The 24,375-nt window shown below is 39.9% G+C and carries 21 protein-coding genes; 5 read left to right on the plus strand and 16 right to left on the minus strand.

Going from position 1 to position 24,375, the window contains the following annotated elements; translation table 11 throughout:
- Positions 1-805: 805 nt before the first annotated feature.
- The 13 genes from AC3RV5_RS16985 to AC3RV5_RS17045 all read right to left on the minus strand — a co-directional run bounded on the left by AC3RV5_RS16985 (position 806) and on the right by AC3RV5_RS17045 (position 15,520).
- A complete protein-coding gene (locus AC3RV5_RS16985) occupies positions 806-1,555 on the minus strand; it encodes a glycosyltransferase (RefSeq protein WP_489728773.1) in 750 nt (249 codons plus the stop codon).
- A complete protein-coding gene (locus AC3RV5_RS16990; RefSeq protein WP_489728774.1) occupies positions 1,552-2,520 on the minus strand; it encodes a glycosyltransferase family 2 protein in 969 nt (322 codons plus the stop codon). Before AC3RV5_RS16990 ends, AC3RV5_RS16985 begins: the two co-directional genes overlap by 4 nt.
- 40 nt (positions 2,521-2,560) lie before the next feature.
- On the minus strand, positions 2,561-3,517 hold the full coding sequence (locus AC3RV5_RS16995) for a glycosyltransferase family 2 protein (protein WP_489728775.1): 957 nt from the start codon (positions 3,515-3,517) through the stop codon (positions 2,561-2,563).
- Positions 3,486-4,025 carry an acyltransferase gene (locus tag AC3RV5_RS17000; RefSeq protein WP_489728776.1) on the minus strand — a complete coding sequence of 180 codons (540 nt, stop codon included), beginning with the start codon at positions 4,023-4,025 and terminating at the stop codon, positions 3,486-3,488. Before AC3RV5_RS17000 ends, AC3RV5_RS16995 begins: the two co-directional genes overlap by 32 nt.
- A gap of 10 nt (positions 4,026-4,035) precedes the next feature.
- Positions 4,036-5,277, minus strand: coding sequence for an oligosaccharide flippase family protein (locus AC3RV5_RS17005; protein ID WP_489728777.1), 1,242 nt, complete (start codon positions 5,275-5,277; stop codon positions 4,036-4,038).
- 154 nt (positions 5,278-5,431) lie between these two features.
- Positions 5,432-6,538, minus strand: a complete 1,107-nt coding sequence (locus AC3RV5_RS17010) for a DegT/DnrJ/EryC1/StrS family aminotransferase (RefSeq protein WP_489728778.1) — start codon at positions 6,536-6,538, stop codon at positions 5,432-5,434.
- A 4-nt stretch (positions 6,539-6,542) separates the two neighbouring features.
- A complete protein-coding gene (locus tag AC3RV5_RS17015; RefSeq protein ID WP_489728779.1) occupies positions 6,543-7,124 on the minus strand; it encodes an acyltransferase in 582 nt (193 codons plus the stop codon).
- A gap of 54 nt (positions 7,125-7,178) precedes the next feature.
- A complete protein-coding gene (locus tag AC3RV5_RS17020) occupies positions 7,179-8,123 on the minus strand; it encodes a Gfo/Idh/MocA family oxidoreductase (RefSeq protein WP_489728780.1) in 945 nt (314 codons plus the stop codon).
- A gap of 18 nt (positions 8,124-8,141) precedes the next feature.
- A complete protein-coding gene (gene tviB / locus AC3RV5_RS17025) occupies positions 8,142-9,410 on the minus strand; it encodes a Vi polysaccharide biosynthesis UDP-N-acetylglucosamine C-6 dehydrogenase TviB (protein ID WP_489728781.1) in 1,269 nt (422 codons plus the stop codon).
- A gap of 89 nt (positions 9,411-9,499) precedes the next feature.
- Complete coding sequence (gene fcl / locus AC3RV5_RS17030) at positions 9,500-10,462, minus strand: GDP-L-fucose synthase (RefSeq protein WP_489728782.1); 963 nt, start codon at positions 10,460-10,462, stop codon at positions 9,500-9,502.
- Between the two features lie 61 nt (positions 10,463-10,523).
- Positions 10,524-11,639 (minus strand): GDP-mannose 4,6-dehydratase, encoded by a 1,116-nt coding sequence (gene gmd / locus AC3RV5_RS17035; RefSeq protein WP_489728783.1) that lies wholly within the window; start codon positions 11,637-11,639, stop codon positions 10,524-10,526.
- Between the two features lie 44 nt (positions 11,640-11,683).
- Entirely contained in the window at positions 11,684-12,664 is a 981-nt protein-coding gene (locus AC3RV5_RS17040; protein ID WP_489728784.1) for a Wzz/FepE/Etk N-terminal domain-containing protein, read from the minus strand.
- A gap of 30 nt (positions 12,665-12,694) precedes the next feature.
- Positions 12,695-15,520 carry an SLBB domain-containing protein gene (locus AC3RV5_RS17045; RefSeq protein ID WP_489728785.1) on the minus strand — a complete coding sequence of 942 codons (2,826 nt, stop codon included), beginning with the start codon at positions 15,518-15,520 and terminating at the stop codon, positions 12,695-12,697.
- A 327-nt stretch (positions 15,521-15,847) separates the two neighbouring features.
- Here AC3RV5_RS17045 and AC3RV5_RS17050 point away from each other — a divergent pair, with 327 nt between their 5' ends.
- From AC3RV5_RS17050 to galE, 3 genes are all read left to right on the plus strand, one after another.
- Complete coding sequence (locus AC3RV5_RS17050; RefSeq protein ID WP_489728786.1) at positions 15,848-17,365, plus strand: peptide MFS transporter; 1,518 nt, start codon at positions 15,848-15,850, stop codon at positions 17,363-17,365.
- 110 nt (positions 17,366-17,475) lie between these two features.
- A complete protein-coding gene (locus AC3RV5_RS17055) occupies positions 17,476-17,775 on the plus strand; it encodes a DUF6170 family protein (RefSeq protein WP_489728787.1) in 300 nt (99 codons plus the stop codon).
- Positions 17,776-17,779: 4 nt separating this feature from the next.
- Positions 17,780-18,793 carry a UDP-glucose 4-epimerase GalE gene (gene galE / locus AC3RV5_RS17060; protein ID WP_489728788.1) on the plus strand — a complete coding sequence of 338 codons (1,014 nt, stop codon included), beginning with the start codon at positions 17,780-17,782 and terminating at the stop codon, positions 18,791-18,793.
- 482 nt (positions 18,794-19,275) lie between these two features.
- Here galE and AC3RV5_RS17065 read toward each other — a convergent pair whose 3' ends face one another.
- The gene (locus tag AC3RV5_RS17065) at positions 19,276-20,829 is read right to left on the minus strand and encodes a Fic family protein (protein WP_489728789.1); all 1,554 of its coding nucleotides are present in this window, start codon (positions 20,827-20,829) and stop codon (positions 19,276-19,278) included.
- Positions 20,830-21,394: 565 nt separating this feature from the next.
- On the opposite strand from AC3RV5_RS17065, the gene abiEi reads away from it, so the two are divergent.
- Together abiEi and AC3RV5_RS17075 are read left to right on the plus strand one after the other, a co-directional pair.
- Positions 21,395-21,919, plus strand: a complete 525-nt coding sequence (abiEi, locus tag AC3RV5_RS17070; protein ID WP_489728790.1) for a type IV toxin-antitoxin system AbiEi family antitoxin — start codon at positions 21,395-21,397, stop codon at positions 21,917-21,919.
- 1 nt (position 21,920) lies between these two features.
- Positions 21,921-22,811: a nucleotidyl transferase AbiEii/AbiGii toxin family protein gene (locus AC3RV5_RS17075; protein ID WP_489728791.1), complete on the plus strand. Its 891-nt coding sequence runs from the start codon at positions 21,921-21,923 to the stop codon at positions 22,809-22,811.
- Between the two features lie 499 nt (positions 22,812-23,310).
- Here AC3RV5_RS17075 and AC3RV5_RS17080 read toward each other — a convergent pair whose 3' ends face one another.
- Positions 23,311-23,418: a hypothetical protein gene (locus tag AC3RV5_RS17080; RefSeq protein WP_489728792.1), complete on the minus strand. Its 108-nt coding sequence runs from the start codon at positions 23,416-23,418 to the stop codon at positions 23,311-23,313.
- A 196-nt stretch (positions 23,419-23,614) separates the two neighbouring features.
- Positions 23,615-24,370: an MlaA family lipoprotein gene (locus AC3RV5_RS17085; RefSeq protein ID WP_489732193.1), complete on the minus strand. Its 756-nt coding sequence runs from the start codon at positions 24,368-24,370 to the stop codon at positions 23,615-23,617.
- Positions 24,371-24,375 lie beyond the last annotated feature (5 nt).

The following is a 24,375-nucleotide window of genomic DNA, read 5'->3' on the forward strand; positions in this document are numbered from 1 at the left end:
TTCGCTAGCCGTGGCGCAAGGAATAGAAGTAAACCCAGGAACAAAATACATGAGAGTATAAATATCGGTTTAACTCTCAACGTTTTAAATACTTTAATAAGACGAGCGAAGAAATCTTGTAGAAAAATAGTACCATACAATATAATTAATTGAACATGTGAAAATATAGAAAGCAAGAATAAAACCAACAAGATTTTAGGGGTGTTTTTAACCGAAAAGAATAAAAAAAGAAATATAAATGCGAATTTCAACCGCTCAGCTGAAAACATCAATACAAATATATAATAATTACTCAACAATATAAAAAAGGATAGAAGAAATGAAAAACCATAAGCTTTTAAAAACCTTAAACCAGCTGCAACTAATACGGCATTAAAAACAGACATATAAACAAATTTATTAATACCCAAATTACTACCTAAGTACGTCAAAAAGAAATGTACGAACTCAATTTTTGACAGCTTCATTGAGTAATACAAATAACTATCAACTAAACTTTTGCCTTTCATATATTGATAAACATCAATGTATATCAATTGATCCCCTCTATCTCCGAGATATGAAAAGAGCAATGAAAAAAAGAAAACAAGAGTTAATGTGAATAACCATACAATTACATTCTGTTCAAAATATTTTCTCATTTTTAATCAGCCCCGACTACACGCAACACGAACAAAAACATAAGTTTAGAAAGATGATATGGAATCCAATCTACGCAATACACTTTTAATATAAATCACATTAAAATTGGTGATAGATAAAATCACTGAAAAACCAAAAATCACAATATCATTTAGCTAAAAACCTAGCGTATGAGATTTCGAAGGTGAGTGAATTGCAGAGATAACCATCGACGAGAGGTAAAATATAAAGCGTACATCAATGACTCTGTGCCAGATATTATCTCATGTTTCATTCTAGCTCGATGGTATGCAAAAAACGTCTGTTTATAATTAGATATACTCAAGCCAGAGTCATCCATATATACTAAGACATTATCAAAAAAAAGAAAAGAATCATGCCAATCATGAATGAATCTCAAGCTCCACTCATAATCCATTCCTAATTTATAATCCGCATCGTACAAGCCAACATCCCTGAATAATGAACGCTTAATTAACATGGCTTGATGAGGAAGATAATTACGTCTTAACTGCATTTTTGCAGTGACTTTACTCCCAACTATACGACCGCCGAAGTCAACTTTTGCAACAGCAATATTACCATTTTTACCTTCTAATTCTTTGGCTATATATTCGCAAGATTTAAAAAAACCCTCTTTAAGAGAATCGCCTGCATTAAGAAAAAGTATATAGTCACCTTTACTATTTAAAATGCCTTTATTGAAAGCATCGGCTATTCCACCATCTCTTTCTGACACCCAATAATTTATAGAGTCCAAATTATTGACTATATACTCTTTAGTGCCATCAGTTGAAGCTCCATCAATAACTACCCAATCTACATTATCTGGTTTCATAGCCAGTGAATCATGCGTAAATTGAAGCCCAATTTGATCGTTACGCACAATAGTAACAATCGTTAACAAACTCATTTTTTTCTCCTAAATGGACTAAATAAAGGCAATATATCTTTTTTATGTAAAAATCTACTCAAATATATATTACGAATTAAAACGCCTATCGAGGATAATATATGAGAGGATAAATATTCACACTTAATAACTTTATACAATAAATTAATATCTCTGTTTTTAACAGCGAACGTTAAAAACCTCTGACACAAATAAGAATTATACTGTCGACTAAAGTGTCGATAAAAAGCAGCTCCAAATGTAACTATTAGCTTTTCCCGCCAAACCTCCAATGATTTATTAATACCAATAACCCTTTTATCAAAATTTGTAGTCATTTTTTCACTTCCAGGCAAAGAAAATGCGTCTGGTGTTACAAGTGAGCTAGCGATAAATACAACTTTTGTGTGGGGTTTACTAGCCACTATATTTATCCAAAGGTCGTGGTCAACACCGGTTTTGACATCGGTATAACCATTGACAGATTTGAGCAACGGTAGATTATAAAACTGGCCGCCTACAGGTGGGGTATAACCGAGCAAGAAACAATCATATAGAGTAGTTGTGCGCTCTTTAAAATTAAAGGAAATATCCCGATTTTTACTTTTGTAACCAGTTAATACCACTTCGGGTGGTTCGTCTGAGGATACTACGGTATCAACCATCTCAAGCAGAAAGTTCCGGTCCCATTCATCATCATCATCCTTGAAAGTGAAATAATCACCTGAAGCATGGTTTATTGCCAGATTACGATTATGCGCTAGACCATGATTCACTTGATTAAAAATAAAAATCACTCGCGGATCCAAAATACGTTTGGGTAGCGATAAAATGGCACTCTGGTGCTCAGATACTGAACAATCATCGATAACTATCAATTCTAAATCTGTATATGATTGATTAATAACATTAGTGATTGTCTTTTCGAGAAGTTCACTGCGATTAAATGTAGTTAAACAAATTGAAACTTTTATCTTGTTCATCATTTCCAAGTAAACATTATAAATTAATTAAAGACATTAATATTTATTTCTTAATACGTTTAATAAACATACTAAAAACTATACGTCCTAAACGTACCATATTCAGCACTTTCATTGGTCGAAGTAACAACGATGACCAATAGTAATGGATTGATTCGTTGCCCCCTTCGGAAATATAATTAAATTTTTGTTCGTATAACCACCCGAGCTTCTCATGATAAGTTGCTTTAGCTTTAGGGTACAAAGCGTACTCGGCCTCGTGTTTTGATAGTGTATACAATAAGCTATCGATATGGGTTTGAATACGGTTTGCTGAAACTAGTCCAGTCATGCGAGTCCGCCCTTCTGTCACATCCACCGAAACCATAAAACATTTAAGAATACTTATATCGTATCCAGCTAATACTATTCTTCTAAAGAAATCCGAATCAGTCCCCCTCTGCTTTAACTCGTCGAAGCCATTGACCATAAGCCATGCTGCCCTTGATACCATTACAGCAGATCCACATATCAACCCGCCGCCTGAAAGAACTCGCTCTTTTAAATCTTGAGGATATACCGGCATTTTTGGTGTTTTAACTCCGCTTTTTGAGTTAAACTCATACCACCAGGTAGTTGAGATACCGATATTATCAGATTCTTTAAACTTACTGACCTGGCTAGTTAATTTGCAATTATCACTCCAAAAATCATCATCGCCCAAAAGACAAATGTATTCTCCAATACATTTAGAAAATCCTAAATTACTGTTATACGAAATACCCATATTTATTTTATTTTTTAATATAGTTATATTATTTGAATATTTCGCTAATACTTGTAATGTATTATCTGTAGAACAGTCATCAATTACAATAATCTCGGTGTTGCAGTAGTTTTGACTTAATACACTGTCTAAACATCTCGAGATAAACTCTGCTCTGTTATAAGTTGCAATAATGATACTCACAAGAGGTGCATGATAATTTTCATCTGTGTTGTTTCTTTCTGAGAGATTCATAATGAACTCCGTTCCTCAATTTAATCAATTTAGGTTTATTACTGCCAATTATTTGCCTTTGGGCAATCTCACCCCAGATGGTACTACCAAGTCCAATAATTGCCCCCTCTCTAATGATAGTACCTGGGGAAATGGTCACATTCATTCCAATCCAAACGTTATCTTCGATAATCACTTCCTTTAAAATATTTGTGTTATCAAATGGCAACTTATTTCCTTCGTGATTATGGCTTGTCGTGTACAATACTAAGTTTCTAGAGATAACTACATTATTCCCAAGCTTCAATCCTCCTTCCGCACGCATAAAAGAGCCTGTTCCAATGCTCACGTTATTACCAATTTCAACCTTCCCGAGTCCAGATATCATCACATCATTACCAATGACAAAGTTCTCGCCAACCTTCCCTCCTAGGTTTTTGATATTTTCCTCTAAAATCTTCAAATCATAGAGTCGGGATTTGGCTCTAAACCAAGTATTCAGTTTTAGGTAACACCTATATAAAAACATCTTCCTTTCCTTAAATTTTGTTTTTTGAAAAAATATAAGAACGAATAATAACAAATATATATACAAAACTATAAGTTACAGAAAAGAGCATTATAGTGGACAGAAAATCATTAAGATAAACACTTCCTACGTAAAAAACTAAAATCAGTAGAGTTAGCAGTACCACTTGAATCATGAAGTTTTCTTTTTGTCGATCCTTAATAATATATAGGTAACTAAATATTCGAGATATAAATTGAAAGAAAAACATAACAACTAGCACTTGGATAATATTTCCAGACACGATCCAATCTTTACCAAATACAATACTGAATAATTTAGGTGAGATAAAATATATAAGTAAAAACAAAGGAGTCAAAAGTAGAGAAATTTTAATTAAAAGTGATAAAAATAAGCTATCGCACCTTCCTGCCGTTCGCATTAGTTGTGTGGCTTCTGCACGAAAAACATTTCCTATCGCTGATCCAACGAACTGTAAAGGAATAGCTGACGTACTATATGCTAAGGTAAAGTACCCGACCCATTCGCTTCCAAAAAAATATGCTGTGAAAATGAACGGTGATTGAATCGATAATGTGTTCACAAGGTCTGATGCAAGCAACCAAGTAGTAATTCTTTTATACCGCTTAAAAAGAAATTTCATTTTAAGAAAGGTGCGGAGGTTTAGCTTTATGAACGTTTGATTTCTTAAAATATCATATAAAATTAATATTGCTGTGATTGCCCTACCAATCAATACACCAAATATTAACCCTGTCGATAATCCTGCGAAGCTACCTAAGATGAGCTTAAATGCGCCTTGTGAACTAGAAAAAACTAAAGTACTAATCGCAAAACGATTATATTGCTCTGTTCGGTTGTAATAATTATTACCCACACGATAGACAGCAAAAAATAAAGCTGACAATGGTACTAGATATAAGAAATTACCTAACCTATTAAAGGTGAAAATCATCTCTAATATATATAAAGAAAAAATGGTAATAATTGTAAAAAATATAGAAGTAAATAATGAAATGTAAGCTAGAACCATTGCGTTGTCGGATTTTCTAGGGAGTAGTATAGCTTGTTCTAAGCGCAAGGTAAAAAACACCACCAATATCGAACTAAAACTAACGAAAAGCGACATATCTCCAAGTTCAGCTGGACTATACATTCGTGTAAGAAGTGGCATTATTGATAAAGATATGACTTGAGCAAATATAGTTGCAGAACTTAAAGTCATTACACTTTTTAAGAATTTCGGATTCACAACTACCATCTTTTTTTATTCAACTGAATAATATAACTTAATAAATATTTCTCTAATCTACTTTTAAAACAAAAATAGTGCATCATACTGCCATCATTAATTTCGGATAAAATATTGCTATATTTATAGCTCTGTTCTGCGGTTAAGATATATTTTAAAGAATTAGACAGTCAATAATTCGTTTTATGTCGTCTTCAATTAGGTAACCATGCATCGGCAGGCTAAAAACATCGTTTGATAAATCCTCAGCAATTGGAAAATCGCCATCTTTATAACCTAAATATTCAAAAGCAGATTGTTGGTGCATACATTTACTGTAATACACAACTGAGGGGACACCTTTAGCACAGAGAATAGACATAATTTGTTCTCTATCTTTGCTAATCAAAGTGTATTGTGCCCATGAAGTTATATACCCATTAGGAACTTGAGGCTGGCTATACAAACTAGATAATCCATTTCTGTAAATAACTGCAGATCTAGTTCGATTTATCAATTCGTTTGGAAATTCAACTAATTTTTCCAATAATATTGCTGCTTGAATAGTATCTAAACGGCTGTTCATGCCAATTCTTACGTTGTCATATTTATCCCGCCCCTTCCCGTGAACACGGTAAGAACGCAATAATTCTGCATACTTGTCATTATTGGTAAATAGCGCACCACCATCACCATAACAACCTAGAGGTTTTGCAGGGAAAAAACTGGTAGTAGCGATATGACCAAAACTTCCAGCTCGCTTACCATTAATTTCCCCACCAAAACCCTGTGCAGCGTCTTCCACGAGTATCAAGTTGTATTTATTTGCTATTACTTCTATTTCGGGATAGTTAGCCGGCAGTCCAAATAGGTCAACAGCTATAATAGCCTTCGGATTGAGCTTACCTTCTTTAATAATTGCAGAGATTCGTGATTCAAGATCTTTAGGGCATATATTAAATGTATGGGGGTCTGAATCAACAAAAACTGGTGTAGCCCCCTCATACGCAATTACTTCTGCGGTAGCAAAGAATGTAAATGTAGGGCAAAAAATGGCATCACCTTCTTTAACGTCCAGCACCATCATGGCTAATGTTAGAGCATCAGTGCCATTCGCACATGTGATAGCATGTTTTACGCCAACATATTCAGCAAGTTTTGTTTCAAACTCTTTTACCTCTGGTCCCATAACATAATGACCATGATCCAATACCGTTTGAATTCGCTTATCAATCTTTGCTTTTAGATGTTTATATTGAGCTTTTAAATCGATGAATTCCATATTATTATTTCTCTACTCTACTTAGCTCACTACCTTCTAATTTATAAATATCGCTGGTATGCTGACATATTAATTTTTCATGTCCTTCTAAGGGCAGTAGTAATTTTTCACCATATGCACTTATCCAACCGATTTGTTTACCCGGTACACCGACAACTAGCGCAAAAGGTTTAATCGATTTATTAATAACAGAGCCAGCCCCTACAAAAGCATATTCGCCAATAGTGACACCACATACTACGGTGCAGTTAGCCCCAAGAGTTGCGCCTTTTTTTACCAAAGTATCTCTGTATTCATCTTTACGTTCTACTAACGAGCGGGGATTATATACATTAGTAAAGACCATGCTTGGACCACAAAATACGCCTTCTTCCAAATGTACATTGTCGTATACCGACACATTATTTTGTATTTTGCACTTATCACCGATACTTACCTTATTACCAACAAAAACATTTTGCCCTAATGAAACTTCTGCGCCAATCTTAGCTCCACTGCATACATGGGCCCAATGCCAAACTCGGCTACCGTTACCAATAACCGCGCCATCATCTACAATGGCAGTATCGTGCTTAAAATACGACATAGTTCAACTCACAATATAAAGAACCGGCACAAGTAAATATACCGATTTTGAAAGTTATTTTAGTTTTCTCATCAATGGATGAGCGTTAGAATCATCGAGTGTAATTGGACTGTTTCGAATAGTTTCTACAGTAGTAATAGCGGTCCTGTTATCTTCTAGGCCATATCCATTTCCTGCCAATATTCTTTGATAGCTTTTGGTATGTAGATCGGTAAATCCGCCGGAAAACTCAAGTTGCTCCCCCTCGATATCAATATTCCGATACGTCGTTTTTTCTCCTTTCACTGCATTTTCTGGGAGATTGTTTGCATCGATTGAAAGGAACCACTTAACCCGTGCTTTTCTAAACTCTAAATATCCAGAGGTGGTGGTGTCGCTGCGATAATGCACTTCGTTGTGCAGAACGTCTCCAAAAATAAAGTGCAGCATATCATAGAAATGCACGCCTATATTGGTTGCGACTCCCCCCGATTTGTCATCAAAGCCTTTCCACGATTTCAAATACCATTTACCACGTGACGTCATATATGTTAGTTCCACGTCGAATATTTTATCTACTGGTGAGGCTTGGACTTTCTCTCGTAATGCTAAAATTGATGGATGTAATCTCAGTTGTAGTATGCTATTTACTTTTGCACCGTATTTATCTTCATATAATTTCAACATATCAATTTCTGACGAAGCAAGTACTAGAGGCTTTTCGCATATAACGTCAATACCATTTTTTAAAGCGAATTTCATATGTGGAGCATGCAAATAATTAGGTGAACAAATTGATACATAATCTAATTTATTACCTTTTAGTATTTCATCTTCAACGTATGCTTCAAATTGTTCGAACTCAGTAAAGAATTCAGCTTTAGGAAAATGACTATCCATGATACCTACAGAATCATTTACATCCATTGCAACAGCCAGAATATTACCTGTGTCTCGAATGGCAGTTAAATGACGTGGTGCGATATATCCAGCGGCACCGATCAAAGCAAATTTTTTCATTCTAAGTATCCTAAATATTTATAATCGCAAATCAGCTTCATTTGCAGCAAAAACATATTTCACATCATAAACGACATGGTTACGTTTCCCTAGAGCTCGCACTTTATCTATTCCCATATTCTTCAGTTCGCTATGATCAACTGCTAAAATAATTCCATCATAAATATTATTTTTTAGTTCGTTAATTAACGTAATACCGTACTCACTTTTAACTTCTGTCGGATTGGCCCACGAATCATATACATCTACATTTATATTGAAGCTTCGAAGTTCTTTAATGATTTCAATTACCTTTGTATTACGCACATCAGGACAGTCACCTTTAAAAGTGAAGCCCATTATCAACACGTTAGCTTCATCAATATGAATTTTTTTGCTTGCCAACTTTTTAACCATCTGAGTAGCAACATAGCTGCCCATCCCATCATTAATACGCCTTCCCGCTAATATTACTTCAGGAGAATAACCAACTTCTTTAGCTTTGAATGTTAAATAATAAGGATCAACGCTGATGCAATGCCCCCCGACCAAACCTGGTTTAAATGGCAGAAAATTCCATTTAGTTCCGGCGGCTTTTAACACTTCTTCAGTGTCTATGTTTAATCGATTAAAGATTTTAGCGAACTCGTTAATTACCGCAATATTCAAATCTCTTTGAGTATTTTCAATTACCTTTGCTGCTTCAGCCACTTTAATAGAGCTTGCCTTGTGAGTGCCGGCCTTGATAATGGATAAATATAATTCATTGACACTATGAGCGACTTCAGGGGTTGAGCCAGAGGTTATTTTCATTATTTTGGTCAACGTATTAACCTTGTCACCCGGATTGATTCGCTCTGGCGAATAGCCTGCAAAAAAATCTTTATTAAATTTCAGTCCTGATTTATTTTCAATGATAGGTATGCAAACTTCTTCAGTAGCACCTGGGTACACTGTAGACTCATAAATAACGATATCACCTTTACAAATGATATCACCTATCATTTCGGAAGCCTTTTTCAATGGGGTTAGATCAGGAGAGTTATTGTCGTCGATCGGGGTAGGAACCGTAACAATATAGACGTCGCATTGTGAGATATCACTTAATCGGTCTGTATATTTTAAGTTCGTAGATGTTTTTAACTCAGCAGGTGAACACTCAAGGGTCGAGTCTTTTCCTTGCTTGAGCTCTTTTACTCTGGATGAATTAACATCGAACCCTATAGTTATATATTGCTTCCCAAACTCGACAGCTAAAGGTAACCCAACATAGCCTAATCCAATTATTGCAATTTTGCTTTTATGCATATTCTCTTATCTTCCGACCTTTTAAATACTGTTAAAGTTCTCTTAATGTATTTACCTATAACAAGCTAAGTTTCACGGTGCTTCAAATATCAATGTCTAACCACGTTTAGGTATGTCTCGAACCATTTATAGGTTTCCATTAAGCCTTCTTCGAGTGAAATTGAACAATGCCACCCTAGTGAATTTAAACGGGCGGTATTCATTAATTTACGTGGTGCGCCATCTGGCTTACTAGAATCAAATTCAACTCTGCCATTAAAACCTACGACTTTAGCGACGGTCTCGACCAACTTCCGAATCGTGCAGTCGACACCTGATCCAACATTAATATGGCTTAACATAGGCTCGGTATTGGCATCGTAAAGCGTTTTTTCTAATCCCATAACATGAATTGATGCATCAGCCATATCATCAACATGCAAGAACTCGCGCATTGGCTTACCACTTCCCCAAGCAATAACTTTAGCATCACCGCTGTATTTGGCTTGATGAAATCGTCGTATCAATGCAGGAATAACGTGTGAGTTATCCGGGTGAAAGTTATCATTGGGGCCATAAAGATTTGTAGGCATAACACTGCGGAAGTCACGATCATATTGTCGGTTGTATGACTCGCAGAGTTTTATACCCGCTATTTTCGCTATTGCATAAGGCTCGTTAGTTGGCTCTAAAGTACCTGTGAGTAATGCAGACTCGCTCATAGGTTGCTCTGCGAGTTTTGGATAAATACACGATGAACCTAGAAATAGCAATTTTTGTATATCTGCTTCATGAGCCGAGTGGACGATATTGCACTCAATCATTAAATTTTCATAAATGAATTCAGCAGGATAAGTATTATTTGCAATAATACCGCCGACTTTAGCTGCGGCCAAATAGACTTCATCTATTTTTTCCTTTTCAAAAAATTTACGCACTGCTTGTTGATTAGTGAGATCTAATTCATTTCGACTACGTAAAACCAAGTCAACATCATTTTGATGTTCAAACTGGCGTACTATAGCTGAACCAACCATACCTTGATGCCCTGCAATAAAAATCTTTTTCTTCATTTACTTTTTCCTAAACACATATCAGCCTATAAACAAAGGCTGATATTATTTCAGATTATCGTTATTCTTTAGCTAAGGCGACGTCAAAGCCGTGTTTTTTCAATAATGAATGTTGCTTAGCTTTATCCAAGTCATGTTTCACCATTTCAGCACACATCTCTTCAACAGTAATCTCTGGCGTCCAACCGAGCTTTTCTTTCGCTTTTGTCGGATCACCCAATAATGTTTCAACTTCTGCGGGCCGAAAGTAGCGAGAGTCAACCTTAACGATTACATCCCCAACTTTTACACTTGGAGCATCTTCTCCCGTAATACATGTTACTGTTGCGACTTCATTGATACCTTCGCCGCTAAAGCTTATAGTGAGTCCGGCCTCAGCTGCGGACATGCGCACAAATTCGCGAACAGAAATTTGTTTGCCTGTGGCTATAACAAAATCTTCTGGATTTTCCTGTTGCAGCATCATCCATTGCATACGCACATAATCTTTCGCATGGCCCCAATCACGGAGGGCATCCATATTGCCTAAGTAAAGACAGCTTTCTGCGCCTTGGGCAATGTTGGCTATTCCACGTGTAATCTTGCGAGTAACAAAAGTCTCGCCACGTCGAGGTGATTCGTGATTAAACAAAATACCGTTACAAGCGTAAATGCCATAAGACTCACGATAATTAACTGCTATCCAGTAGGCATACATTTTAGCCACAGCGTAAGGTGAACGTGGATGGAAAGGAGTTGTTTCTTTTTGAGGAATCTCTTGTACTTCCCCATATAACTCAGACGTTGACGCTTGATAAAATTTGGTTTTTTTTTCGAGACCAAGGAACCTTATTGCTTCTAACAAACGGAGTGTACCCATAGCATCTACATCCGCCGTGTATTCCGGCGCTTCAAATGATACCGCAACATGGGATTGAGCCCCCAAGTTGTAGACCTCATCAGGCTCGACTTCACGCATAATACGTATTAAATTAGATGAATCGGTTAAATCGCCATAATGCAATTTAAAATGTGCATTCTTCACATGCACATCTTCGTAGATATGGTCAACTCTTTGGGTGTTAAACGAAGATGCCCTACGCTTAATGCCGTGTACTTCGTAACCCTTTTCTAATAATAACTCTGCTAAATAAGAACCATCCTGGCCTGTCACACCTGTAATTAATGCTTTTTTCATAACTATTCTAACACCCTTAAAATGAATTCATAATTTCATATTAATTAAAATTGTCGTTTTATAATGACAAAGACCGTACTGAAAAACACACCTAAAGCGCCAATAATAAGTACAACTATTGAACGTCGCGGCTTCACTTTAGTTTCTTCCACTATGGCGGGGTCTATTGTTTCAAACACATATTCATCGCGGACTTCGGCGAACATCAATGTTTTAGCTTGTTCTTCTATCAGTTGATAAAGCAAGGTTTGGTGTTCGACGATATAAGTTTTCTCGATTTGAGATTGAAGATACGTAATACTACGCCCAGCTTCATGTTTATCACGCACTTTCATAGTGTGGTTAATGTCTTCAACTAACCAATCTACCCATTGTTTCGCTACTGATGGAGAAAAATGTTCAACTTTAATTGTCAACATGCCCGTATCCTGACTTTGTTCGATATTTGTTAGGCCATCAAATACATCTTTTGCTTCTTGCAAAGAAGGTTGCGATCTTCTCGGCGGCTTAACTTCTCTCAGCCACTCGTCAAGCTCAGGGGAATATACTTCTTCAGTATATATAACTGTATCAGTGCCTAAATCCCAACCTTTCGCAGCCATCAAATCAGGCAATATATTGTGCTTTTCAGCGAATTTGGTGAAAAATTCGCGAGATTTAAGGATTTCAATCGCCATAGCGGTTTTGTCCGTTTTAGCCCCACCTAAATTAACACCTGCTAATGATGCCAAACCACCAAACTGACCAGCTAAAGCACCTAAGCCACCTTGTTGTTCGCTGTTAGCGGGGGCAAGTAACGCTTCAGATTTATAAATATTAGGCAAGCTCAAAGCATAAAATACAGCTGCAATGGAAAATATTACGGTCACACCAATAATTATCCATTTACCACTCCAAATGGCGTTCCAAAGTTCACGCAGATCTATTTCGTCGTCGTTGTTATTTTGCCCCTGCAACATGTCTGGTGATATCGCCACGTATTGCACATTGTCAGTTGGTGGCTGCTTGTTTTGAATATCAGTCATATCAATTACTCAATTATATTCGTCTGTGAACTACAGTCCACTAATTGCGATAAGCGCGATAGCCGACTGATAAACGATTTGTGTGACGGTTTGCCACAAACCTAGGCGTTCGTAGTTGGTTACGTCTCTTGGTACTACTATGGTATCACCTGGCTCTAAGTGAGTGTCTCGTGAGTCAAACCAAAACGATGTATTGGGGATTGATACTGACCCGTCGGCCTTAACGATATATATATTGCCGTTATCGGCGCGATCCGTCACCCCACCGGAATGTTTGATGTACTTATCGAGGCTCATACCCGCTGTAAACATATGGGTGGTGGGTACAAACACTTCGCCCACCACAGATACTGAAGATGAGATATTTGGCACAAACACTTTGTCACCGTCTTTAAGGGTAATATCTGCATTTGGATTACCGGCAATAAGTGCAGGCATATCGATGACTAAACGGCCAACTGGCTCCACCAATAGCAGTTCATCCAATATAATACTGGCTTCTTGATAGTCGATTGTTTTTACGTTTTGGCTGCCGGAGAAATTGGTTGAGGCGATCTGCTGGCGCAGGTTTTCTACCGACTTATCTAAGTTCTCTCTTTCCCGTTCTTTTAATTCTTCACGGGTGAAAATAGCGGCTTTTACGGTCGCCTCGCCTGTTAATCCACCGGCACGTTTAATTAACTGCGCAAGTGATTCGCCTTTTTTGATCTGATAAACACCCGGAAATACCACTTCGCCTACTAGCTCAACGGTCTTGTTTTCTTGCCAGTCTGGGGTGCGCAAAACATTCAGGGTGTCTTTGCTTTGTAAAGCAATGTTGGTGGTTTTTTTACCTAGCAAGGTGTCGACTAGGTCTATTTCGATATGCTCTATCTTCAAGGCCTTTTCACTATCCAGTGCTGTGCGGGAAATTTCGGCTTTTTGTAGATATGCGGATTCCAATAACCCACCACCTGCTAAAATCAAATCCCGTACCTTGGCGTCTTTTTGCACCGGGTATACCCCCGGAAATTTAACCTGGCCGGTAATTTCAACCAATTTTACTGGTGAGCGTTGATTACTCTCGTTTTGTAAACGTGCAATAATCGGCTCCAGTAATTCTTCTCGCGAATAATATTTGGTTTCGTTAAGGATCAGGTGTTTTTCGGTAAAACTGGCCAATTCCAATTTTTGTAAGAAGTTTGGCTTGTTATCCGCAAACTCATCTTCATCATCTTCACCATTGCGACTGCGCTTGCGTTCGGGCTGCTGATCTCGCAAGGTGGTTTCGTGTCTTGCGATGTTATTGTCGCTCTGCCCTAAAGACGTATTGTCGTAAACCTGTCCCGCTTGATTATACTGCTGACCATTTTGCGTACTTTGTTGACCATTTTGGGTATATGGCTGATTGTTTTGTTGGTCTGGTTGATTCAAACCGGTTTGCCCAGGGTACTGCTCAGAGTATTGTTGCTGCTTCATCCAATCCGGTATTTTTGGCTCAGGTTTAACCGGTGTAAACCGATTAAATAACACTACTTTGTCATAGGCTTGCAAGGCAAGGTCAAAGTCACCTGATATTACCATGGCCGGCTCAAACTGCACTATTTCACTTTGGCGGCTAAATTTATCGCCACGCATCACCAGGGCATAATCCACATCTGTGGTATTTAATAAGCTGTTTCTGTCGATCAAACCCGATAGTTTAAGATTCTCTGTCCATTGGGTTAAGCCTGGTGTGGCATAAGCCCCCAAAATAATTACCGCGTTTGAAAACTCGTTATTGGCCGCAGGTACATTGATAAAATCACCGCTTTTCAGGCTAAAACCGGCTCCGGTTCTGCTCTGCATATCAACGGTGTTAACTTCTAACCCTTTTGAGGGCGTACTTCTGGCTATTTGTAATCGGCTGGCAGCGGCGGTGGGTAATAAACCTCCGGCGATGTTAATTAAGGTTGAGATATCTTCGTTATCTTTGGCTTCGTAAATCGCAGGGCGGCGTACGCTGCCATCAATACTCACCAGTTTTTTGACGATGGGGATAAAAATCACGTCACCCTGTTGCAGACGTAGGTCTTTAGCCGTTTTGCCAAACACTAGTAAATCATAAAGATCAAATTCGGTGACGGTTTTACCACCACGATTAAGCTGTATATGCCTAAGTGAGCCCACGTCGTTTACCCCGCCGCTGGCAAACAAGGCATTGGTAATACTCGATAGTGAACTGACCACATAAGCGCCGGGCTGATACGCCTCACCGACCAGATACACCTGAATGGTACGTAATTCGCCCATGCTAATATTCGGTGTCACTCCAATCATTTGTTCATTGTAACGCTGAGTCAATTTTTGTTTTAATTCGCTGTAGGTTAGCCCTGCCACGTTCATCGGCCCCAAGTCTGGCACTTCAATTACACCTTCATTGTTCACCTGCAATTCGTACTGATTGTTTACCTTGCCAAAAAGCTGAACACGAATGCTGTCGCCGGGGCCCATAATATAATCTGCCGGCACAGGTAAGTTGGTTGGCGGCGCAAAGGAAGCGCTGGATGCCGCAAACAAGTCATATCCGAACGGTTTTAACTCTTTGGTTTTATCTTTATAGGCACTTTGCTCGGCCAACCGCTGGGCGATGCTGTTGGGATCAACATAACGGTCTACCCTGGTTTCTGGCTGAACTTGTAGTTTATTAGTGCCGCTGCCGGATAAATTTAGATCCGATAAATTAATCCCCATCTGCCGGGCAAGGGTTTCTTGCTGGGCTTTAGGCATATTTTTAAATTGTTCAATTTGCTGGGTTGTAGGGGTCTGTGCAAAAGCAGGTGCTATAAATGCGAAAGCGACTAACGCTAATATATAAATTTTCAACTTTCTTAACATGCTGCTATTCCTAACTCTCATAAGGCTGGCAAGGGATTAATTACGCCAAATAAATGGGGCCGCATAATAGCCGATTTACCTCGGGAGTGAAACGGTTAATTATGGCTTATTATGTTAATAACTTGGATGAATTACTCCACTATCTCGCAAACAAGAATTAACCTGTTTTCTTGTTTTCGCCCGCCAGCTCTAGTATAAACAGGGCTGAAAATCGTCTCCACCTAACGGGTGGCTTAGGCAAATATAATAATTATAACCAGATTAGCTGATGCCAGTTGAACGTATATTCTTCCATTTAACGGCGCGGCTATTCATACGGCAGGTAACATGACAACTAAAACCAAAGACTTTTTAGGCCAACCAGGGGGCCTTTCAACCCTGTTTTTTACTGAAATGTGGGAGCGCATGAGTTATTACGGCATGCGCGCCTTGTTAGTATTATTTATGACCGCCAGTATCCAGGAAGGTGGCTTGGTCATTACTGTGGCTTCGGCGACGGCCATTTATGGCTTATACACTGGGGCTGTGTATTTCATGGGTTTACCCGGCGGCTGGATTGCTGATCGCTTGATTGGTGGGCAAAAAGCGGTGTGGTACGGCGGTATCATCATTATGTGTGGCCACATTGTTTTGGCCATACCTAACGATTCAACTTTTTTTGTGGGTTTAGTGCTTGTGGTATTAGGCACTGGCTTACTTAAACCCAATATTGGCGCCATGGTTGGGCAACTTTACGCCGATAATGACGGTCGTCGTGATAGTGGGTACACACTTTATTATCTGGGCATAAACCTAGGCTCTATCATCGGTTATATCGTCTGTGGTTACCTGCAGGTGAACATGGGCTGGCATTGGGCCTTTGGCGCGGCGGCCATAGGCATGGGCATTGGTTTGTTACAGTACCGCTACACCTTGGGCAAACTTGAAGGAGCCGGCGCAGAGCCAGCAGTCAGAATGTCGCCGGCCAGTACTAAACGTAGCTGGCAGATCATCGGTTTATTCCTGGTGGGGTTAGCTGCTGTCACCTTTATGATGTTAACCGGTCGCCTAAGTTTTGATCCCGTTACCCTGGCCCAGTACACGGCCATTGGTATAACTACGGTATTTTTGGCTTATTATATTGGCATATTTGTGTTTGGTAACCTGGATGCCAATGAAAAAAGAAGCTTAGGCGCACTATTTTTGGTGTGTTTGGCGTCTATATTTTTCTGGACGGGGTTTGAACAAGCCGGCTCTTCACTTAACCTATTTGGCCGTGACTACACCGAACGCATGATCGGCGCGTTCGAAATACCCACTGCTTGGTTCCAATCAGCTAATTCCTTTTTCATCGTACTGCTATCGCCCTTTTTTGCTGCCCTTTGGATAAACCTAGCAAAACGCATGATGACCCCGTCTTACGGTTTAAAATGTGCCGTGGGCCTGATCATTATGGCCACCGGCTTTATCGTGATGTTTTTTGCCGCCCAGTTAGCGGCCAGCGGAATGCGTGTGGCACCCTATTGGTTAGTAGCGACTTACTTTTTACATACAGTAGGTGAACTGTGCTTAAGCCCAGTGGCGTTAGCCGCAGTAAGCAAACTTTCACCCAAACGTTTTGCCGGCCAAATGATGGGGGTGTTTGTATTAACCTATTCCATCGGCAATGTGGTTGCGGGCTTGTTAGCGGGCAACTTTGATCCCAACAACGTCGAAGATATGCCTGCCTTGTACTTGCAAATCAGTTTGATCACCATAGCGGTGGGCGTTGTTATCTTACTGCTCAGTTTTAAAACTAAAGCCTGGGAAAAATGTGCCGAGCACGATACCCCAGCCGCTGAGCCTCAACCGGCTTTATCTCAGTAAAATACTTTACCCTTGCAAACCGACTGGTTTGAGAAGTAATAGTATTATATTATAATTAACGTCCAATCTGCTTTGCAGTTGGGCGTTTCTTTTAACTCAGCAAGAGTAAAATGACGATCTATTTTTCTTCCAGAGACATTCCAGGTTTGGCTAATTTACCCCTAACCCAACGTTTAGCGGTCATTGCCCAGGCCCAACAAAAATTGACGGCTCCAGAAAAGCTCTGTCTAAACCTGTTAAAACTGGCAATTTTACTGCCGGTATTCATCTTGATTTTCAGAACCAGTGAAAGCTGGTTTTCGTTATTGTGGGCAGCGCTGGTTGCCCTGATCTACCCAATAGTACTTAAACCTATCCAGTATGGTTTATGCGCTAAATATATTGAACAACCTAAGGCACAAGGAGAATAAACAGATGCAAACGATTTTAGTCACAGGCGGCGCTGGTTACATCGGCAGCCATACGGTGTTGCAGCTACTTGAAACAGATCACCAGGTAATAGTGTTAGACAACCTATGTAATTCATCTAAAGAAGCGTTAAAGCGCGTAGAAGAGCTAACGGCTAAAACCCTGACCTTTGTGGAAGGTGATATTCGTGACAGTGAGACCTTGGATAAGCTTTTTGCTCAGCACAGTATTGATTCAGTGATCCATTTTGCCGGTTTAAAAGCGGTAGGCGAATCTGTAGCACAACCTCTTAAATATTATGATAACAACGTACATGGCACCTTGGTCTTATGCGCAGCAATGGCGCGGAACAAGGTTAAAAACCTGGTATTTAGCTCATCAGCAACGGTATATGGTGATCCCGTTGAGCTTCCGCTGCATGAAGGTTTACCCACGGGGCAGCCAACCAACCCCTACGGCCAGTCAAAACTCATGGTTGAGCTGGTCTTGCGGGATTTATATAAATCTGACCCTAGCTGGAACATAGCGGTGCTGCGCTACTTTAACCCAGCAGGTGCACACTCTTCGGGGCGCATAGGCGAAAACCCCAATGGCATACCCAACAACTTGATGCCTTTTATTACCCAGGTCGCCACCGGCAAGCGTGAGTTTTTATCCATCTTCGGCAATGATTACGATACCCCAGACGGTACAGGTGTACGGGACTATATTCATGTTGAAGATTTAGCCAACGGCCATTTAAAAGCCCTGGCAAAACTGCAACAAAATGTGGGTTTGGTAACCTATAACCTGGGTACGGGCCAAGGTTACAGCGTACTGGACATGATCAAAGAGTTTGAGAAACAAAGTGGCAAACCGGTTCCGCACAAATTTGTACCCCGTCGTGAAGGCGATGTTGCAGCTTGTTATGCTGATCCCACCCTGGCCCATGAAGCCTTAGGTTGGCAGGCCCAAAAAGGCCTGGCAGACATGTGTCGCGATTCATGGCACTGGCAATCAAATAACCCCGAGGGTTATTAAATATCGTTGGGGTCAGTATCGTTGGGGTCAGAGTTAATATCGTCAGGGTCAGAGTTAATGATATGACTTCTTGGTACGAGATACTTGATACTAGGATAAGACGAATTGACATTACCCATGTTAATTTTAAAGGGATTCTTAGCCATTATTCAGAAAATTTAAGATGGGTGACTTCAAAATTGCAAAATTGTTCATCAAGTACCCCTGATGGGTATTAAAAGGTTGTAAAACCCAAATATTTTCATGAATGGGGCATTTCTGAGTAAACAGAAATCGCCCTAGTTTTGCATGGTAAATCCGTACTTTGTAATGGAGTAATCGGATTTATGATGCAATTTAGCTAACAGTGTAATAGTAGTAGAACACATAACGTTTCAGCTTCCCTTTGATGGTACAACTAAAAGTGCTCCCCATGAACGTGAAAAGTAATTATCGGCCATGAAAAACAGTTATATCTACTAATAGCTGTGAATTTTGATTATTTATTTACCTTTTTCCTCTCCTGTCTTTTGCATCGACATCAAAACAAATTCAGCAAAGGGAGTACCTAGATGGTCGATGGAGGCTATCTCTAATGAGCTTAAATATTTAGTTCTGTCCTCTAGCCTTATAATTGTCCAACCGTAACCGCCCAGTGTTAATAAAAAATTCATCAAAAACCTGGCTGTTCGCCCATTCCCATCGGGAAAGGGATGGATGTAACCTAAACAAAGGTGTCCTAAAATAGCTTTGACAATGTCGTTAGGCTCGTCCTCTATTAACATTTTGAGCGCATCCATGCAGTCCCGTAAATAGGCGTCAGCGGGTGGCGCATGCCTAGACGTTCGAATATATACTGGCCCTTTGCGATACCCTGCAATATCTTTTGCAGCAATGAGTCCAGCCGTAACACAGGGTTGAAATAAAGAGGTATACCAATCGGTTACGCCAATTGAAATGGCAGAGGATAGCGAGCTTATTTTTTGTTCATGCATTGCTGTTAAGGCCGATTTCACTGCGCTGAACGCCTCAAAATAATCTCTGGCAGCTAATGCATCTTTTGCCTCCTTATCTTTTGCGATCATTTCAGGATGCCAGTCTCCGCCCCGAACTTTTTCAATCAACTCTGGTGTAACTCTACAACCCTCAATCGACAATGAGTGGTAGGCATCTTGAACATATAAATCTTCCATATCCTTAAAGGTCTCTTCCAGTGGACGAGACATAAAATCAAAGCTAGGTCTAATATCGATGAAAACCCGTTCAACCTCAACGCGCAACGAATGCCACAATGCGCGTATTCTAATAGCTGCAGGGTTTTCCTTATGCGAGGCTCCTATTTGAGTCATTGGCTGTTCAAATGGGTTACTTTGGTCTAACTCTAGAAAGCCAATTCCATCAACAATACGTTTTAACCTTTGATAATCTTCCGCTCGACCTAAAGTCTTGAGTGCTCCTAATATACGACCCACTGCTGATGCATTACGAATATGCTCAAATGCGCCAGCTAATTCGCTGGTATCAGCCATACTCAAAGCGATCTGAACAGAGACCGGATTTCGAATATATGCATACGGATTAATACTCGCTAATACGCCTTCGATTGAAATGGTATTAACGCCAGCAATTTTCTCTATTTTATAAGGTTTTTTTGTACTGTTAATAACCCGCAAGCTCATGTTTTGGGGCAGGTTAACAATCCGCGTAGAGCTTTGTGCATAAACAACAATCTGTTTTGGCAACGCATTGTTAGCGGTCAATAAATCTAATGAAGATTCTGGACTCAGCCAATATTCTTCTCCAAAGAGTTCTTTTAAATATTGACCAATAAATCCCCAGATAGAATCAAACCAAAGTGCTGATCCGCCAGCATCAGTTGTTGTGATATCTGCATCAAGCATATACCAGCCACGTATCACAGGTTTAAGAAACCCTTGTTTGACCAATATATTTCGATGCCTTTCTGTAAGCATTTTAGCTTGCACAATGTTATTGAGAGCAACGTTAGATGCTTTTTCTAACGCTTTAGCTAGCTTTTCATTTGCTATTTGAGCCATAACACAACAACCTTATTGATGAACTTAATTACCGTGAGCGCTCATGCGAGCTGAATATTATATGACTGCAAGGTATTTAATAAATATTATTGCATTTAAAGCACACCTTAACATTGCATTTAAAGCACGCCAATAAGTTGCATTTAAGGTACGATAATTATCGTTGGGGTCAGAGTAAATGATATGACCTCTTGGTCCGAGGTACGAACATAACATAATTTGCAATTAGGAGACTTCGTGCAAAAAAATGCACTCAAAGTTGCGTGATTTAATCAAAAATAAACGGTGATTATAAGCAACGACATCGACTTAAAGCCGTAACTTGCGGGTTTATTGTAGCTATTTGCGACATTCGATCAAGAGAGCGTCAGTTCACTTGATACGCAATGACGGCAAAAGTATGCACGAGAGTAATTGTAGTCATCCCCCAGGGAAACAAACGGAGGTTGATCTACAATTTATTACATTATAGGTAAAATTATGTCTACCTTGGTGATCTTATATTGACCAGTGAGTATTCAGGTTTACAATTCATTACTATACCGGTAATAAAGTGTAGACCTGCATGACTAAGAAAGAAAAATTATTATCTGCATTTTCGAGTGCTGTTAAGGCTGGCGGCGGCATTCACACAGGGGCAGAGTTAGCCTATATGATTGGTGAACAATACACTCCAGCATTCACAAAATTTCTCACAGACTGCGTAAAAAAAGGCGTGGTGCGCAGGGTTGCAACTGGGATTTTTGAAAGCACACTCACCCCATCTGATCCATCCTCTGCCGTTTACAAAATAGTGAAGAAGCTCCGTGGAGGGGTTTTAAATTATATTAGTCTAGAAAGTCAGCTTAGTTACTCTGGCGACATCTCTCAAGTGCTAATGGATAGACTAACTGTTGTAACAAAAGGGCGAAGTGGGACGTTTTCAACCCCATATGGCGTTATTGAACTCACACACTCAAAGAAGCCTATCCACAAGATCGCACCAAACCTATATCTTGATAATGACATAAACATGTATCGAGCAAAGACTGCCCAGGCTATTGCTGACCTAAAAGATTGCAATAGAAACGTGCATATGTTGGAGAACTAACGTGCTAAAAGAATACATACGACACATCGTTGACTCAAATCCAGAATATGCTGCTGTTACGCCAGTATTAGAAAAAGAAATCCTTCATCACGACATCATGGATGTGATGGTAAAGCAAGGTGCTATGCAATCCCTAACATTCATCAGAGGGACATCTCTTCGCTTGTGCTACAACAGTTCTCGACTATCTGAGGATTTGGACTTTAACGGTGGGCATGATTTCAAGCCGGCCGACTTTGATGGATTGGAAGTTGAGATCCAAAAGTACATACAAAACAAGTATGAAACGAAAGTGTGGGTGAACAAGCCGAATAAGGATAAGCAGGGCGACACATCCTCGTGGAAAATCAGCATTGAGAGAGAAGCTAACCGGCCTGACTTACCACGTCAGAAAATGCATATAGACGTGTGCTCTATTCCGTCATTTGATGTTGAAAAGAGAGCGCTGATAAACCACTACAACATTGTTGTTCCAACAGAAGGTTTACTCATCCCCGTTCAATCCCTAGAAGAAGCGTTAGCAGACAAATTTATTGCCTTGGCATACCGTGCAAGGCGCATAAAGCCTCGTGATGTGTGGGATATCGTCTGGATCAAGCAGAGAGGGATTGGCGTTTCGACAGATCTGATCGACAAAAAGCTTGAAGCGAGAAACAAAACTAAAGCCGACTTTACTGAAGAACTTCGTATTCAAGTAGATAAGTTGCTGCAAGACGATGAGGTTCGCAAAGACTTTAACATGGAGATGAGTCGCTTCGTCCCTAAGCATATTAAAGAGAGGACTGTTGATAACTCAGATTATTGGACTTACGTGCAATCAGAAATCAAAAACATGTCAAGCCCACTACTTAACGGTGATAAGCCAAAAAGTAAGTTTGATATGAGTTTCTAAAACTAACAAGGTCTACAACATATCACCCAAAAAGGTAGTATTTTGTAGACCTTAAAGCAGGGTGGGACAACGATTACAGAATGAAAGTACTGACAGTCTGCTATCTAGGGCGCTGCATATCTCGTGCAATAAATGACAAAAATTCACCCAGTACAGGGCCACTTTCTCTTGCTTGAGCGCGGGACATCTAACCACTGCCATCCGCTTGCATAGTGTATTTTATTTTGTCTTTTTTGCCGAAGTGCAACGCCTGGGGGACAGAACTAGGCACAGTTGTCTGCAAACAGCCTGTTAGGCCAGATCCAGTTTCTAAAGCTAAATGTATCATGATGAAATCAGATAAATAACTGTCGCGAAACGTGAAAACGCTCTGACAGTTTGCGAATATGTCTAAAATTTAAAGAGCGTTTGTCATTCAATATCATCGATACTAAGCTTTTACCGCCAATTTCATTCTCGAAATCCGTTGCATTAAGGTTATGTTGATCCATTAATACGGTTACGCTGAAACCCCAGAGTTCATTTCTGCCAAACGTTGGTTGAAAGCATGAAATTGTTCAGCAGTATTTTCGTATTTTTCGATACTAATACACAGTAGATCTATCAATGGTTCGTGGTTGTCGTAGTTTTCAATTAGCTACTCCATTAACGCTAACGCTTTTTCATGCTCCGTTTTATTATCTATTCTAAAAATAAAACTAGCCTGGGCGGCAATGCTGGCTAAACATTGCTCAATACGTTGTAAGTTCACAAATCCCTCTTTGTATATTTTTCGCCTAATTTGTCGTAATCAGGAAGAGGGACTATAAATCATTCAGATAAGCATCGATGTCATCTTCCAGGGCTTCTTCTTCCACAGTTTGTTCCACTTTGCCGTCTTTGACCTTAAACTCCAGGTTCTGGAAATAGGCATTTTTCACAAAGCTGTAAGGATCAACGGATTGCTCTAATTGCTGCTCTTGTTGGATAAGCATTGCCCGGGTCTCCAGTACCTTTATCCCGCTTCTAAATAGCGAAAAGTAGATATTCAGGGCATCCAGAGGGCCATAGGCAGTGTCCACTATATCACCGGTACCACTGCGAATATCATTGGGCCCCAGGGCGGGTATCATCAGGAAAGGGCCGGTACCCACGCCCCACTTACCCAAAACTTCACCAAACTCTTCATCGGCCCGCACCAGGCCCAACTCGGTGGCCACATCTATGCTACCTAACAGGCCCACGGTGGAATTAAGTAAAAACCGCCCCAAGCTAATTAACATGCCGTCCAGCTTGCCTTGCAACAAGTTATTCACCGAGTTGCTTGGCTCTTCCAAATTCAGGGCCATATTGTACAAACCGGTGCGGGCAAACTGCGGGGTATAATCCACATAAGCCACGGTAACCGGGCGTAGTATGTGTTTGTCGAGAATATCCCAGTTAAAATCCCACATATCCCGGTTAACTGACTCAAAGGGATCCTTAGGATCCTGGTATCGCTGCGCTTGCTGGTCTGCGCTGTTGTTTGACGCACAGCCACCAAGCAGCATCAGGGTCAAAAATAGGGCTGGGTATCTCATTTTGT

The sequence above is a fragment of the Paraglaciecola sp. IT1134 genome, from assembly GCF_058068185.1.

What these genes read in the sequence shown, in the direction of transcription:
- AC3RV5_RS16985 (WP_489728773.1), bottom strand. Translation starts at nt 1,555, where the DNA reads ATGAGTTTGTTAACGATTGTTACTATTGTGCGTAACGATCAAATTGGG.
- AC3RV5_RS16990 (WP_489728774.1), bottom strand. Translation starts at nt 2,520, where the DNA reads ATGATGAACAAGATAAAAGTTTCAATTTGTTTAACTACATTTAATCGC.
- AC3RV5_RS16995 (WP_489728775.1), bottom strand. Translation starts at nt 3,517, where the DNA reads ATGAATCTCTCAGAAAGAAACAACACAGATGAAAATTATCATGCACCT.
- AC3RV5_RS17000 (WP_489728776.1), bottom strand. Translation starts at nt 4,025, where the DNA reads ATGTTTTTATATAGGTGTTACCTAAAACTGAATACTTGGTTTAGAGCC.
- AC3RV5_RS17010 (WP_489728778.1), bottom strand. Translation starts at nt 6,538, where the DNA reads ATGGAATTCATCGATTTAAAAGCTCAATATAAACATCTAAAAGCAAAG.
- AC3RV5_RS17015 (WP_489728779.1), bottom strand. Translation starts at nt 7,124, where the DNA reads ATGTCGTATTTTAAGCACGATACTGCCATTGTAGATGATGGCGCGGTT.
- AC3RV5_RS17020 (WP_489728780.1), bottom strand. Translation starts at nt 8,123, where the DNA reads ATGAAAAAATTTGCTTTGATCGGTGCCGCTGGATATATCGCACCACGT.
- tviB (WP_489728781.1), bottom strand. Translation starts at nt 9,410, where the DNA reads ATGCATAAAAGCAAAATTGCAATAATTGGATTAGGCTATGTTGGGTTA.
- fcl (WP_489728782.1), bottom strand. Translation starts at nt 10,462, where the DNA reads ATGAAGAAAAAGATTTTTATTGCAGGGCATCAAGGTATGGTTGGTTCA.
- gmd (WP_489728783.1), bottom strand. Translation starts at nt 11,639, where the DNA reads ATGAAAAAAGCATTAATTACAGGTGTGACAGGCCAGGATGGTTCTTAT.
- AC3RV5_RS17040 (WP_489728784.1), bottom strand. Translation starts at nt 12,664, where the DNA reads ATGACTGATATTCAAAACAAGCAGCCACCAACTGACAATGTGCAATAC.
- AC3RV5_RS17045 (WP_489728785.1), bottom strand. Translation starts at nt 15,520, where the DNA reads ATGTTAAGAAAGTTGAAAATTTATATATTAGCGTTAGTCGCTTTCGCA.
- AC3RV5_RS17050 (WP_489728786.1), top strand. Translation starts at nt 15,848, where the DNA reads ATGACAACTAAAACCAAAGACTTTTTAGGCCAACCAGGGGGCCTTTCA.
- AC3RV5_RS17055 (WP_489728787.1), top strand. Translation starts at nt 17,476, where the DNA reads ATGACGATCTATTTTTCTTCCAGAGACATTCCAGGTTTGGCTAATTTA.
- galE (WP_489728788.1), top strand. Translation starts at nt 17,780, where the DNA reads ATGCAAACGATTTTAGTCACAGGCGGCGCTGGTTACATCGGCAGCCAT.
- AC3RV5_RS17065 (WP_489728789.1), bottom strand. Translation starts at nt 20,829, where the DNA reads ATGGCTCAAATAGCAAATGAAAAGCTAGCTAAAGCGTTAGAAAAAGCA.
- abiEi (WP_489728790.1), top strand. Translation starts at nt 21,395, where the DNA reads ATGACTAAGAAAGAAAAATTATTATCTGCATTTTCGAGTGCTGTTAAG.
- AC3RV5_RS17085 (WP_489732193.1), bottom strand. Translation starts at nt 24,370, where the DNA reads ATGAGATACCCAGCCCTATTTTTGACCCTGATGCTGCTTGGTGGCTGT.